15 protein-coding genes are annotated in these 13,457 nt (G+C 38.9%); 9 read left to right on the top strand and 6 right to left on the bottom strand.

Going from position 1 to position 13,457, the window contains the following annotated elements:
- The first annotated feature begins 203 nt into the window (after nucleotides 1-203).
- The 4 genes from KZC02_RS09250 (at nucleotide 204) to KZC02_RS09235 (ending at nucleotide 3,694) form a co-directional block, all read left to right on the top strand.
- Nucleotides 204-977 (top strand): Ku protein, encoded by a 774-nt coding sequence (locus KZC02_RS09250; protein ID WP_221393846.1) that lies wholly within the window; start codon nucleotides 204-206, stop codon nucleotides 975-977.
- Nucleotides 974-1,513: a DNA polymerase ligase N-terminal domain-containing protein gene (locus KZC02_RS09245; protein WP_221393845.1), complete on the top strand. Its 540-nt coding sequence runs from the start codon at nucleotides 974-976 to the stop codon at nucleotides 1,511-1,513. Before KZC02_RS09250 ends, KZC02_RS09245 begins: the two co-directional genes overlap by 4 nt.
- A 4-nt stretch (nucleotides 1,514-1,517) precedes the next feature.
- Nucleotides 1,518-2,417 (top strand): non-homologous end-joining DNA ligase, encoded by a 900-nt coding sequence (gene ligD / locus KZC02_RS09240; protein ID WP_221393844.1) that lies wholly within the window; start codon nucleotides 1,518-1,520, stop codon nucleotides 2,415-2,417.
- A 113-nt stretch (nucleotides 2,418-2,530) separates the two neighbouring features.
- A complete protein-coding gene (locus tag KZC02_RS09235) occupies nucleotides 2,531-3,694 on the top strand; it encodes a glycoside hydrolase family 18 protein (RefSeq protein ID WP_221393843.1) in 1,164 nt (387 codons plus the stop codon).
- Here the strand turns inward: KZC02_RS09235 and KZC02_RS09230 are convergent.
- Nucleotides 3,686-4,417, bottom strand: a complete 732-nt coding sequence (locus KZC02_RS09230; RefSeq protein WP_221393842.1) for an endonuclease V — start codon at nucleotides 4,415-4,417, stop codon at nucleotides 3,686-3,688. The genes KZC02_RS09235 and KZC02_RS09230 overlap by 9 nt on opposite strands.
- Nucleotides 4,418-4,550: 133 nt before the next feature.
- Here KZC02_RS09230 and KZC02_RS09225 point away from each other — a divergent pair, with 133 nt between their 5' ends.
- The 3 genes from KZC02_RS09225 (at nucleotide 4,551) to KZC02_RS31635 (ending at nucleotide 8,096) form a co-directional block, all read left to right on the top strand.
- Nucleotides 4,551-5,057 (top strand): hypothetical protein, encoded by a 507-nt coding sequence (locus KZC02_RS09225; RefSeq protein ID WP_221393841.1) that lies wholly within the window; start codon nucleotides 4,551-4,553, stop codon nucleotides 5,055-5,057.
- Between the two features lie 244 nt (nucleotides 5,058-5,301).
- Nucleotides 5,302-6,432, top strand: coding sequence for a DUF5686 and carboxypeptidase-like regulatory domain-containing protein (locus KZC02_RS31640; RefSeq protein ID WP_229254105.1), 1,131 nt, complete (start codon nucleotides 5,302-5,304; stop codon nucleotides 6,430-6,432).
- Nucleotides 6,433-6,488: 56 nt separating this feature from the next.
- Nucleotides 6,489-8,096: a DUF5686 family protein gene (locus KZC02_RS31635; protein ID WP_229254104.1), complete on the top strand. Its 1,608-nt coding sequence runs from the start codon at nucleotides 6,489-6,491 to the stop codon at nucleotides 8,094-8,096.
- A 114-nt stretch (nucleotides 8,097-8,210) separates the two neighbouring features.
- Here the strand turns inward: KZC02_RS31635 and KZC02_RS09215 are convergent, their stop codons facing one another.
- Nucleotides 8,211-8,420: an alkylphosphonate utilization protein gene (locus KZC02_RS09215; RefSeq protein ID WP_221393840.1), complete on the bottom strand. Its 210-nt coding sequence runs from the start codon at nucleotides 8,418-8,420 to the stop codon at nucleotides 8,211-8,213.
- Between the two features lie 226 nt (nucleotides 8,421-8,646).
- On the opposite strand from KZC02_RS09215, the gene KZC02_RS09210 reads away from it, so the two are divergent.
- Complete coding sequence (locus KZC02_RS09210; protein ID WP_221393839.1) at nucleotides 8,647-9,312, top strand: NAD(P)-dependent oxidoreductase; 666 nt, start codon at nucleotides 8,647-8,649, stop codon at nucleotides 9,310-9,312.
- A 65-nt stretch (nucleotides 9,313-9,377) separates the two neighbouring features.
- Here the strand turns inward: KZC02_RS09210 and hxlA are convergent, their stop codons facing one another.
- On the bottom strand, nucleotides 9,378-10,010 hold the full coding sequence (hxlA, locus tag KZC02_RS09205; RefSeq protein WP_221393838.1) for a 3-hexulose-6-phosphate synthase: 633 nt from the start codon (nucleotides 10,008-10,010) through the stop codon (nucleotides 9,378-9,380).
- Between the two features lie 123 nt (nucleotides 10,011-10,133).
- Complete coding sequence (gene hxlB, locus KZC02_RS09200) at nucleotides 10,134-10,718, bottom strand: 6-phospho-3-hexuloisomerase (RefSeq protein ID WP_221393837.1); 585 nt, start codon at nucleotides 10,716-10,718, stop codon at nucleotides 10,134-10,136.
- Nucleotides 10,719-10,967: 249 nt separating this feature from the next.
- Between hxlB and KZC02_RS09195 the strand changes: the two genes are divergently transcribed.
- Entirely contained in the window at nucleotides 10,968-11,831 is an 864-nt protein-coding gene (locus tag KZC02_RS09195) for a helix-turn-helix domain-containing protein (RefSeq protein ID WP_221393836.1), read from the top strand.
- A 48-nt stretch (nucleotides 11,832-11,879) separates the two neighbouring features.
- Here KZC02_RS09195 and KZC02_RS09190 read toward each other — a convergent pair whose 3' ends face one another.
- Entirely contained in the window at nucleotides 11,880-12,212 is a 333-nt protein-coding gene (locus KZC02_RS09190) for a DUF6984 family protein (protein ID WP_221393835.1), read from the bottom strand.
- A 16-nt stretch (nucleotides 12,213-12,228) separates the two neighbouring features.
- Nucleotides 12,229-13,266: a hypothetical protein gene (locus KZC02_RS09185; protein WP_221393834.1), complete on the bottom strand. Its 1,038-nt coding sequence runs from the start codon at nucleotides 13,264-13,266 to the stop codon at nucleotides 12,229-12,231.
- Nucleotides 13,267-13,457 lie beyond the last annotated feature (191 nt).

Here is a 13,457-nt window from a genome sequence, read left to right as displayed (position 1 = left end):
CGCATAAATCGTGATCCAAAATTGCTAAAACCATTTGAGCAGCAAGATGATAGGTGTAAGCTGAAAGAATGACTTTGATCAGTAATTGGAAATGAAATTCACAGATACTTCCCGGTATTATTTTTGGAAAAACACGAACTCAAGGCACAGATTTTTAATGGATTTTCTCACTAGGATTTATTGATAATCTATCTAAGAAATATATGAGAGCAATATGGACAGGGGCTATTGGATTTGGCCTTGTAAACATTCCGGTAAAACTTTACAGCGCAGTTCAGGCTAGTGAACTGGACCTCGATATGCTGGATAAGGATGATCATGCAAACATTAAATTTCAGCGTGTAAACGCCAATACGGGTAAGGAAGTAGCCTGGGAAAATATCGTGAAAGGGTATAAAATTGAGGATCGTTATGTGGTTCTTGACGACGAAGATTTTGAAAAAGCGAGTCCTGAAAAAACCAGGCTCATCGAAATTTCAGAATTTATAGATGAAAAGGAAATCGACAGTATTTATTACGAAACACCCTATTATTTACAACCGGAAAAATCAGGTAATAAACCTTATGCCCTGCTGAGGGATGCATTGAAAAAAACGGGCAAAGCCGGACTTGGAACTTATGTGTTGCGCAACAGGGAAAGTCTGGTGCTTATAAAAGCCGTGGATGATCTGTTGATTTTAAATAAGATCCGGTTCCAGGAAGAAATTCGCGAAGCAGATGAAATTGAAATTCCGAGCGTTAAAATCAAGCCGGGTGAAATGAATATGGCGGTACAGCTGATTGAGCAGTTAACGACAAACTTTGACATTGGCAGATATAAGGATACCTACAATGATAAATTATTGAAGCTCATTATGGCGAAGGCAAAAGGTAAAAAACCAACAGCCCCCAAAATGGAAGTTGTTCATTCCCGCAGCCGTGATCTGATGGAACAACTAAAAGAAAGCCTTGACTCTTCTAAAAGAAAAGCATCATGACCAATCTTGGGAAATACAACGATAAGAGGCATTTTGATGATACACCCGAACCAAAAGGAAAAAGCGGGAGCAAAAACCAGTTCCGCTTTGTAGTCCAGCGGCACGACGCATCACACTTACATTACGATTTCCGGCTTGAACTGGACGGTGTCCTTAAAAGCTGGGCTGTGCCAAAAGGCCCGTCGATGAATCCGGAAGACAAGCGGCTGGCTGTTGCAGTAGAAGACCATCCGGTTGATTATATTGATTTTTCGGGTACCATTCCCAAGGGAAATTATGGAGCCGGTGAAGTAGAAGTGTGGGATCATGGCCGGTTTTTTCCGGTGAATGAAGAACTTGAAAAAATTACTGAAAAACAGGCACTGGATGCATTGAAAAAAGGCGAGTTGAAAATATTCCTGAAAGGGGAAAAGCTTGAGGGTGGGTTTGTGCTTGTGAAATTTAAAAAAGAAGGAGATAACTGGCTATTGATCAAACACAAAGATGAATACGCATTCAATAAGAAATACGATATAGAAAAACACAGAAAATCCTGATTGAATGAAAAAGGAAGCCGAACTGACAAATCTCGACAAGATTTACTGGCCCGACGATGAAATCACGAAAGGTGAATTGCTGGATTACTACCGCCAGATCGCTCCATATATCTTGCCTTATTTAAAAAACAGGCCATTATCTCTGAAACGTAATCCGAATGGTATCAGGGATAACGGTTTTTTTCATAAAGATGCCGGAGATATTGCGCCGAAATGGGTCAAAAAAGTAGCTATCCATTCAGAGTCAACGGATAAAATGGTGCATTATCTGGTTTGCAATGATGTAGAAAGTTTGCTGTTTATTGCCAATCTGGGTTGTATTGAAATGAATCCATGGAATTCGACGGTAAATAAACTTGACCGGCCTGATTATATTGTTATGGATATTGATCCGTCTGACAAAAATACCTTTGACCAGGTGGTTGATGTAGCATTGGTCATTAAGGAAATAATGGACGAAACAGGTATGACTGGTTATTGCAAGACCTCAGGATCCAGTGGATTACATGTTTATATTCCTTTTAATAAAAAACATTCTTATCAGGAAAGCCGGGATTTTGCAAATATCCTGGCAAGTATGGTGAATGATAAATTACCGGAAATAACGACTTTGGAAAGATCACTTTCGAAGCGGAAAAAGGATCAGATTTATGTAGATTTTATGCAGAATGCGGAAGGCCAAACACTGGCTTCGGCATATAGCGTACGTCCAAAACCCGGGGCAACGGTATCCGCTCCATTGGATTGGAGTGAGGTAAAGCACGGATTAAGCCCGAAGGATTTTACAATCAAAAATATGATTAAAAGAGTAGAAGAGAGGGGCGATCTTTTTAAAGGAGTTTTGGACAAAGGTATCAATATGGAAAAGGTTTTGATAAAATTGGAGGCCTTGCATGCCAGTTGATTGATTAAAACCGGCTGCATTAGACTTATTCCTGCAAAAATGACGGTAAAGATCTGGATGCTGTTATTTTTGCAGGAATACTCATTTCTAACGCATTCTCAATTCCTTAACCCATGACAGTTAAACAAAAAATTAAGAGCTTTTCATTTTCATTGTTTCTTGCTGCATCATCACTGTTGCTTTTGAATAGCTGTACAGAAGCAAAAGAAAAATCGGACGAAAATGATTCAAAAATCAAACCCGTTGTAATTGGCTATGTCGGCGGCTTTCACGGATTATTGGAAACGGATAAAATTGAAGCAAAAAAACTTACCCACATCAATTATGCCTTTGTTGATGTGAAAAATGGTAAAGCATTCCTGACCAATGAAAAAACAGATTCGACTAATTTTCGTAATCTGAAACTATTGAAAGAGAAAAATCCTGATCTTAAATTACTGATTTCAATTGGCGGCTGGGCATGGAGTGAGAATTTTTCTGATGCTGTTTTGACAGAATCTTCCAGAAAAATATTTGCTGTTAGTTCGGTGGATATTATCCGGAAATATGAACTGGATGGTGTTGATATCGACTGGGAATACCCGGGAATGGCGGGTGAAGAAGGCAATGTTTTTCGTCCGGAAGACAAACAAAATTTCACGCTGATGTTTGAAGCGATCCGTAAAGAACTGGATGTATTGCACAAGGAAACCGGCAAGAAGAAATTATTAACAACGGCAGTTGCTGGTTTTAAATCCTTTCTGGATGTTACTGAGATGGGTAAAGCGCAACAATATCTGGATTATGTGAACCTGATGACCTATGATCTTTTTCAGGGTGATACTGTTGTACACCATGCAAGCCTTTATGCTACGGATAAATATAAAACTGAAAAGTCAGCTGATGCTGCGGTGAAAGCATTTGCCAAAGCCGGAGTTCCGATGAGCAAACTCGTAATGGGATTACCGTTTTATGGCCGTATGTTCACGGTAGGAGGAAAGCTGGAAAAAGGCCTCGGGCAAAAACAATCGGCACAGGAATATTTAGATGGTTACACTTACATTAAGGACAGTCTTGTAAACAAAAGAGGATTTAAAGCTTACAGGGATGAAGTGGCCAAAGTGCCGTATCTGATCAATGAAACCACAAAACAGGTATTAAGTTACGAAGATGAAGAATCGGTGAAAGAAAAATGCAGGTATGTACTGGACCAGAAAATGGGAGGTGTTATGTTCTGGGAATACGGTTCTGACCCTAAAAATTACCTCTTGAATGAAATTGACAAAACTCTAAAATAACCGCATTTGGGCTATTTCGTGATAGCCTTCCTTTAAAATACCGGTGCGAAACTGATTTACAAACTCATGTGCATATCGGGTTGGTTCGGGAAGGCGGTATTTGCCCAAACAGTGCAAAGTAATTGTCAGACTATCTTTTAGGTTCATGCCGTTGCCGGGTGAAATGAAGATTGGTTTGACATTATTTTTGCTTCTTAACGCAAATCCGATCGTTTCATTCTTATCCGTTACAAGGGAATAATCACCTTTAAGAATACCCGGTTCTTCAAATCTTCCTGCCAGTTTTTTCTTGGCGCAACCCATCGTAACTGTTTCAGTGAGGGCCCCGAAATGTGATGCAATGCCCATTCGCCGTGCATGTAAAATGCCATTTCCATCGAACATGATAATGTCTGGCCGATGATATCCGGCACCGAACGGGATTTGGTTAAAAGCTTCCAGTATCGTTGGGATTTCCCGAAAGGCCAGATAACCAGGAACGTATGGAAATGTGGATATCCCTTTTACAAGTGAATAGGCAATGGGTTGTAAGTCTGCATAATTCAGGATCACTATTCCTGCATATACCACTTCGCTATAAAGTTCCAGCGAAATATCTGCTCCGGCAATTGTACGGATAGGTTCTTGCAACTGGCCTAAATTCAGCTTTTGTTTTAAATTATTCTGCAGGACAGTGGCTTCCTGCAGGGTCAATTTATTATAGTTTGATACCGGTTGTTCCATATTTCGTGGCTTATGTCAGTGTCTTTTCTATTCACTTTTCCAAATTCTGTTTTTGCATACTTTCAGATATTGGCATGATATTCTTAGGAGGTTATATTGTACAGACCAACATTAAAAAAACCAAACCATCTTCATGGAGAAACCGACTTTTAAAAGCAAATGGGCTAACTGGAAACTTATTGCACTGGTAATTATTCTGGTTGCCGTTTTTATAAAATTCTTTTTAATGGGTGACGGCGATGAAAATGCGCCGGTAACCGTAGAAATGGATCTGGGAAAAGTTGCCATGAGAAATGAGCAGGAAGTTGAAGCAGTTTTGGGTAAAGGTAAGCTGGACAGTTACTATAAAGATGATAAGGCCGGTTGTGAAAAATGCCCCAAAATGGTTTATAAAGAAGGAAAGATCGAGATCATTTTTATCAATGAAATAGCTGACAGGATCATGATCAACAATCTATCTGACTTTGATTTTGAGGATCGCGTAATACTGGGTTTGCTGGATTTGAAAAATAATATAAAACCTGTTCTGGATACTGATGAAGTAAAGCGTTGGGATAATTACGAAAAGTATTCCCAAATAGCAGCTTTTTCCAAAATTGACAAAATAGAGTATATCCTGATAAAATGTAAAACATTGTAATTGGTCATTTATACTGTTAAGCTTTTGATTAAAAGCTTGCTAACCCAAGGCCGAGGCTTTGGGTTTTTTATTTAAAGCATAATCGGAATCTATTGAGCAACTCTATAAATACGATTTGTTGGTTAAAGTCAGATAGGATTTAATTTCTGTTGCGCAACCAATTTATCATTTTGAGCATCTTCGTTTAAAACCATACAGGTTTTTTATAAATTACAGTTTCATTAATATCATTGGAAACGCCTATATGCTCAAACGTTATATTATTTTAATCTTTCTGTTCTTCACATCCCTTTATGCTATTGCCCAGCCAGGAAAGCCTGTTTCCGGCGTAAAAGGTATTATCAAAACCAAAAATGGACAACCACTTCCGTTTGCCGCCATTGCAGTAAAAGGCACTGAAATTGGTACGATTTCCAATGAAGAAGGCAAGTATCAGCTCGATCTGAAACCGGGATATTATGAAGTTGTTTTTCAGTATCTGGGTTTCAAAACCGGTATGAAAGCTTTTACCATTGAAAACAAAATGGAAACCTTCGACCTTTCCATGGAAGAACAGGCGCTCACCTTGGGTGAAGTACGTATTGGTAGTAAAGACGAAGATCCTGCATACACGATTATGCGTCGTGCTATTGCCAAAAGCCGTTACCATTTTCTTCAGGTGGAAAGTTATACGGCCAAGGCTTACAGCAAATCTTCCTTTGTGATCACAGATTTGCCGATGGAATTTTTGTATAAAAAGGAATTAAAAGAAATTGAAAAAGAATCGAATTTTAAAAAAGGTGTTCCGATCCTGAATGAAAGTGTGTCAGAAGTAACATTCCGGCAACCAAATTCCTACAAACAACGGGTAATTGCCGCCCGGAACAGCCAGGACAAGAATTTTGCAAATGCCAACGCATATTTCCTGACCAGTTTTTATCAGCCCGAAGTTGTAAAAGCAGTATCGCCTCTTTCGCCGCGTGCATTTACTTACTACAAATTTGAATATATGGGTGCTTTCCGTGAAAACGGGATTGAGGTTAATAAAATTAAGGTCGTTCCGCGCTCTTATGGAGAAGGTGTTTACAAAGGCATTATTCATATTATTGAAGGGGAATGGAGTATTTACAGTTTAGATCTGCAAACGGTCAATACAGGTTTTAACATTGATATTAAACAAGTTTATAGCCCGGTTCAGGATGTTTGGATGCCGATAAATCAGCAATTTCATGTACAGGGCGGAATTTATGGTTTGAAAGGAAAAGGGGATCTGGTCATTTCCCAAACGTTTTCAAAGCTTCAGGTAAATCCTGCGTTTCAACCTGATATTGTTGTAGTCGATGGGAAAAGAGAAAAGAAAGAAGCAAAAAAGTTGAGCTTTCTAATCGTGAAATAAAAAGCCGGAAACTGGAAGAAGTTGTAAGCAAGCAAAAAGAATTCTCAGCTAAAAATTTGAAAAAGCTGATGAAAGAATATGAGAAACAGGATTTAAAGGCAAAGGAAGAAAAGGGTGAGGATATTGATCTGAATTTTTCAAGAAATGACTCAACGCAGATAGACTCTATGGCGAGCATGCGCAGTACTGCTTTCTGGGATTCTATTCGTACTGTACCGCTTACGATTGCAGAAGTCAAAAGTTACACAAGGCTGGATAGTATTGTGGTGGTAAATGAAGGAACCCAGGAACAAAAGGATAGTTTGAAAGTATCAAAGCCGGATCCATCGAAGAGAAAAGGCGGTGGTGGTGGTTCCGGTTTTATGGACGGCTTGCTCACTGGCCATACCTTTCGGTTTGGCAAAAAAAGTCCCTGGCGACTGGAATACGTCAGTCCTGTCTGGGGCCTGCAATTAAACACGGTAGAGGGTATTGTATTGAATGGAGGCGGATTTAAACTAAAATATAAACAGGGTGCAGGCCCAAAAAAGAATGTGGAAGAAATTGATATTTCCACAAACGGAATTAAAAGGACCTCGGTTCGGCAACAAAGCGAATGGTCGTTTAACGGACTTACGCGTTATTCCTTCGCACGGCAAAAACTCATGGCAACTGGCGGTGTGGATTATACCTGGAAACGAAGTGTAATTAATTTTTCGGGCGGACAAACTGTATCCCAGTTCAATCCTGAAAATCCGATGAGTTCCATTCTGAATAGTTTGACCACCTTGCTTTTGGAAAGAAATTTTATCAAGATATATGAAAAAAACTATGTTCGTCTTGATTTTAAAACCAATCGTCAGAATGAACATTTTGAAATAAAAGCGAATATTGAATATGCAGACCGTAGTGCATTACAAAATGTCAGAAAAACCAACACCTATCGCTGGATAGACTGGAAAAAACGTGAGTTTACATCAAATATTCCTTTTAACGAAGAACTTACTGACGAATCGGGAACGGCTTCTTTTGAAATGCAGCCACATCAGGCGCTTACTGTCGGCATATCCGCGTATTATAAACCCTGGCAGAAATATAAAATCAGAAAAGGAAAAACGTCATATTATGACGATGATTCTCCGAAACTGTCGGCCAGTTATAGAAAGGGTATCAACAGTGCGTTCGGAAGCGACGTGAATTATGATTTCCTGCAAGTTGGAATATCACACGGATTTGATACCGGTATCAGAAGCAAACTAAGCTATAAATTGGCCGCAGGCGCATTTCTGAATGATAAATCGGTACAGTTCCCCGATTTTCAGCATTTTGCAGGAAACCAGTTTTTCTTCCAGTATGGTGATCCTGTTGGTACTTTCCGCATGCTGGATTATTACCGGTATAGTACTTCAAAACGTTTTGTAGAAGCACATGTGTTGACTGAACTTAGAAAATTTCTTTTAACGCAAATTACCTGGTTCAGGATTATGGGAATCAAAGAGAACTTTTTTGCGCACTATCTGGCCACGCCCGATTCAAATAATTACGGTGAACTGGGTTATGCCCTCGACGTCGGAATCCGCTTTCCATTTCGTTTGGAAGTTGCCAACAGTTTTGAAGGTTTCAAATACAAACACACCGTTTTCCGGATTGGTACTACGATGAATTTTCCGTTGGGAAAGAATTAGGGAGTTAGGAATTAGGAATGTAGAATTAAGATTTAAATACAACTTTTTGGGATTCCATTCCCAAAAAGTACAGTTTTCTATTTTCTTTTGATGTTTTATTAATATACACCCGAATTAAACCTTCTGTAAATACATCGTTTTTAGTACCATTACAGTCCTTTCTACTTTTCCTTCAATTTCTTCTGCGTCACCTGTAAGCCTGATATTTTTTACTAATGTTCCCCTTTTTAGTGTAGCCGAACTGCCTTTTACTTTTAAATCTTTAATGATTTTTACTGAATCTCCTTCTGCCAGCACCGTACCATTACTATCTTTTACTTCCATTATTTACTTTTATTTATTTGTAAAATTCTCATTAAGCTGCAAAGATAGTTAAATGGGCGGATGTTGAAATTGGCTTACAAAACCATATCTTTATATCATTAAAATCTCTTTATAAAATATTACAATCATCGTTGCAGACAGTGTAAAGCTCCTGTAATTCCTTGTGTTTTCAATCAGATACACACAGGGTTTAACCTTGTATTTTATATTTTATAAAGCAGAAAAAATGGTAAAGAGAACAAAAATAGCCGTTATTGGCGGAGGCGGCAGAACTGGCAAATATCTGGTCAGTCAATTATTAAATCAGGGATTTCATGTTAAACTTCTTCTTCGAAATCCGGAAAATACCTGCCAGAATATTCTTTTTGAAAATCCGGGGATTGAAATTATTCAGGGAGATGTATTGAATATTAATGCTGTAAGATTATTACTTGCAAATTGCCAGTCAGTAATCAGTACAGTTGGCCAGCGAAAAGACGAACCACTTGTAGCCAGTCTGGCAACTATGAATATCCTTAAAGTAATGGCTGAAAATGAAGCAAATGGATACAGTTTAAAACGGTATATTCTGGTCGCAGGTTTGAATGTTGAAACGCCTTTTGATAAGAAAGGCCCTGAAACAATGATGGCAACGGAGTGGATGAAAACCAATTTTCCGGACATTCAAACAGACAGGCAACATTCATATAAAATCTTATCCGAAAGCAATGCAGACTGGACATTGGTGAGAGTTCCCTATATTGAATTTACAGAGGAAAGAAGCCAAACTGGAGTTAGTCTGGAAGATTCACCCGGTAAAAAAATAAGTGCTGCTGATATTGCAAGTTTTCTTATTGAGCAATTGAATGATGAAACTTACAATAAAAAAGCGCCTTTTATAGCGAATATTTAGGTTTGGCATATAGACTTTCCAAGATTTTTAGACGGGGACGCCTGGTCTTGGAAAGTCTAAAATAATTAAGCAGCATCCAATGCTTCACGCAACTCTTTCGCAGCCGCAGCCGGATCAGCCGCACCGTAGATAGCTGCTCCTGCAACTGCTACTTTAACACCCGATGCTTTTACGGCAGCAATGTTACTTAATTTAACACCACCAGCAATAGAAACAGGAACGCCGGCACGTGTAGCTTCGTCAATTAATACCTGAATTGAATAACCAGGCTGTGCCTGTTCGTCAAGTCCGGCGTGTAATTCTACGAATTCAACACCTAAAGCAATTACTTCCTGAGCACGTTTTACACGGTCTAAAACTCCGATCGTGTCTACAACTACACCTTTTCCGTGTGCTTTTGCCGATTTCACAGCTCCAATAATCGTTGCATTGCCTGTTGCTCCCAAAATCGTAATCAAATCCGCACCTGCACCGAATGCCATATCTGCTTCCAGTTCGCCCGCATCAGCTGTTTTGAAATCAGCGAAAACCAGTTTGTCAGGAAATGCTTTTTTCATTGCTGTAATTACAGCCAGGCCCTCACTTTTAATAAGCGGAGTACCCAATTCAATAATATCAATATATGGAGCAACTTTTGCTGCCAGTGCCAATGCGTCTTCTGTTGTCAATAAGTCAATTGCGACTTGTAATTTAACCATACTCGTTTTTGTTATTTAATTATAAATTATTGGTATTCAAATTATTAAAATTCATGGTGCTTCCTTAAACCTTGCGGCACTACTCTGAACACTAAACCGCGTGGCCGCCGCTCCAAACTCCCTTCACTCTAGATTAGCGTGGCTTTTCCATAGTTCTTCTGCCGGAGTGCCATCCAGCCGCCATAGTGTCTGAATAATGGCATCGGTTAAAAGCAGTATAGATTGTTCGAACAAGCTGCCTGCATATTGTTTGGATATTGTAGCGCCGTGATCTTGTTTTTGTGCTGCCGGAAGAACAGTAACATGAGCAGACAATTCTGCCAAAACCGATTCCAAAGTGGTAGAAATAGCTACCACCTGTGCGCCTGACGAAACAGCTTTTTGTGCGGCATTTACAATACTGCCGGTTGTTCCGGACCCCGATCCTGCCAAAAGTAAGTCTCCTTTTTTTATAGCCGGCGTAGTTGTTTCTCCTGCCACAAATACGGTAAATCCTAAGTGCATCAACCGCATGGCGAATGCTTTTAAAGTTAATCCAGTTCTGCCTGCACCGATTAAAAAAATGCGTTCTGCGTTTTGTAAAAAGGGAATTAATTCAGCTATCTGTTCAAAATTCAGTTTGGATGCTAACAACTGGTTTTCAGCCAGTATCATTTCCAGATTAGACTGTATATCTGTAGCCAGATCGGTTTCAATGTTTGTATTCATTATTTTATTTTAATTCTTTACTGGTTTGCAAACCTGAAAAGTGCGAAATATGAGTCATAGATTTTCAGGTGTAAATCCGGTTACAAAGGTAAGTGCAGCATGGGGGAATGGGGTTATACAATCAGCGCCATATATGGTACTATTTGCTAACATTTAAGTAACAGATGGGATAATTTGCTAATTTTGGTATCTAATTCGGAATATGTCAATTACCAGAGGAGTTTAGCCAGAATTTTGTAATATGCTGATATGGAAGAAAGTAAATTAAGCGCTGAATTAAATAAAACACTGATTTACATCAGAAACCTGGATAATTGTCCTCCAAGTTATCTGAATGATCCAAGCAGAAAAGAGTTTTTTGAAATTGTATGGCTGAAAAATGAGAACGCATTACATACCATTAAAGGAGACGAGCACCCGATGAAGGGCGACTGGATTTATCTGATTCCTCCATACAGGGTTCATCAGCTCAATAAGGCCGGAAAAAAGGGGATTTTGCTATCCTTCAAAAGAGATATCCTTGATGATGACGTAAAGGAATTTTTGCTGGATGTATTCAAGATTTTTAATATTCAGGGAGAATTTTCATGTCTGCAGATTGATAAAGAAACTGCCTCACAACTCGGTAAAGTATATCAGCTGATGGAGGAAGAATATGAAAGAGAAAATAACAGTCTGATCATTCTTAAAGCTTTATTGAAAGTTTTCCTTTTGCAGCTGGTGCGTATTAAAGAAAAGGAATTTACGGTTCAGGATATTAACCAGAAACGCGTTTATGAATTTATGGTGTTGCTTGAAATGAATTATCAGAATGTACGAAATACTGATTTTTACGCGGGTAAACTAGGCATTAGTTCAAAACGCCTTAACCAGATTTTGAAGGAAAAACTGGATAAAACGGGTATGCAGCTTATTCATGACAGAATTATTATGGAAGCAAAAAGGCAGATAATTCACAGTGAAAACACGATCAAGGAAATTGCTTACGATTTAGGATTTAAAGACCGGCCGTATTTCAGCCGTTTTTTCAAACAGCATACAGGACAAACGCCTGAACAGTTTCAAAACGAAGCCAAAATCCATATCATATCAAAATTCAACACACTGTTTTAATATAATGAATCAACCATTCATGCCTGAACTTTGGCCTAAAAGCTAAGGCTAACTTTTCAAGATTATTTTATCAGGAGTTGGGTATTCTATCAGTTTTGAAAAGTCTATTTTCCAGAAATCCAGATCCAGTAAGTGATGCCTGTCATCTTTTGTTAGCGTAATTACTACGGGAGTTTCGTCTGAATCAACGTATTCCACCTGAATCAGATCTTCTAAATAAGCATCCACATCGCCACCCAGACTGATACTTCCCATTTTCCCATCCTCGTATTCATCCACGAGCTCATCAACCGGATAATTCTTTGGGTCAAGATTTATTTGTTTTAATAAAAATTCAATCAGATCGCGTTCATTCTGCCTTATGGGCCTTTTTTCTCTCATAGTTCAAAATTATAATTCAGGCTCTTTGTTTTTCTTTACTGCGCCATTGCTCTGCTTTTCTCCCCACAAACCAGAATGAAAATGCTAAAATGGCAAAGAAAATGCCTTTGTTCGTTCTGTCCCAGAAATATTCGAAATAGCGCGTATATATATTCAATAGAAAAAATATCAGGCCCATGTCCCGTAATGCATCGTTTTTGGTTTGAAATGCATAGGCAATTAATCCTCCGAGTACAATGGTAAAGCCAACGGCCCAATACCAGAAATGCCCCTGTTTAATAGTTGTCCACGCATTTAAATCATCATAATTCCCAAAAATAGAAAGTGTCCAGGCGGCCAGCAGAAAGAAAAATAACCCGATATTATAGGTCGGGCTGGTAAAGTAATCCAATGCTTTTACTTTTTCTACAATCCACGAAGAACCCCAGATTATAAGACCAAATGCGGTCATACGCAATGGATAATTCATACCCGCAAAGCGGAAATTCCCCCCAGACCAGAAGTGTGTTTGTGCTCCCCACCAGCCTGCAAGTGAAATCAGCATGACAACCCATAAAAGCTTGGAATGAAGGAAAATGGCGATGGCTCCGTAAGTGATTGCAGCGATAAGCAGGGGCAGTGCATAATTGCCTTCAAAATTGCTGAAACTGCGTGTCCAGTAGGTAATAGCAATTCCGACGGTCAGTATGATTGTGATATTGTAAGTTTCGTTGCTCGCTTGTGCATCCGGGTATTTTATTTTTCTTCTGCGTGCTAATACAACGAATAGAACAACGAGCAGTGTAAATCCAATACCAACAATCGTTTCAGAAAAGCCCCATTTTTTACGTAGCAATTCAATCCATTTTTCGTCAATTACCAATGCGCCGAAGGCCAGTAATCCACATGATATGGCAGAAATAAGGGAATATATGGCAACTGCGTCAACGTTGGAGTTTCTTACCTGATAGCTATTGCGCAGATCATTCGCCAGTTCTGTGGATATTTTGCTGCTGCTTTCCCAGAATTTAATTGCGTTGTCAACAATGACTGCATCCTTTTTATCTAATTCCATTTATAATGTGTCGTTGATATATTGGTGACGAATTTACGCCATAAATAGATATCTGCACTGAAAAGGCAGGTAAATTAAAACCATTGCTGATATGTCAAACCTGATTTTAAAAGAAGTAATATAAAAATTAATAAATATGTTGATTATATGTAGTCAACTACGTAAATTTGAACTGTTATTTAAACCTGGCA

It is taken from the genome of Dyadobacter sp. NIV53, assembly GCF_019711195.1.
Lineage (GTDB): Bacteria > Bacteroidota > Bacteroidia > Cytophagales > Spirosomataceae > Dyadobacter.
The sequence above is the reverse complement of the archived record's forward strand: the minus strand, read 5'-3'. Positions and strand labels throughout refer to the sequence as shown.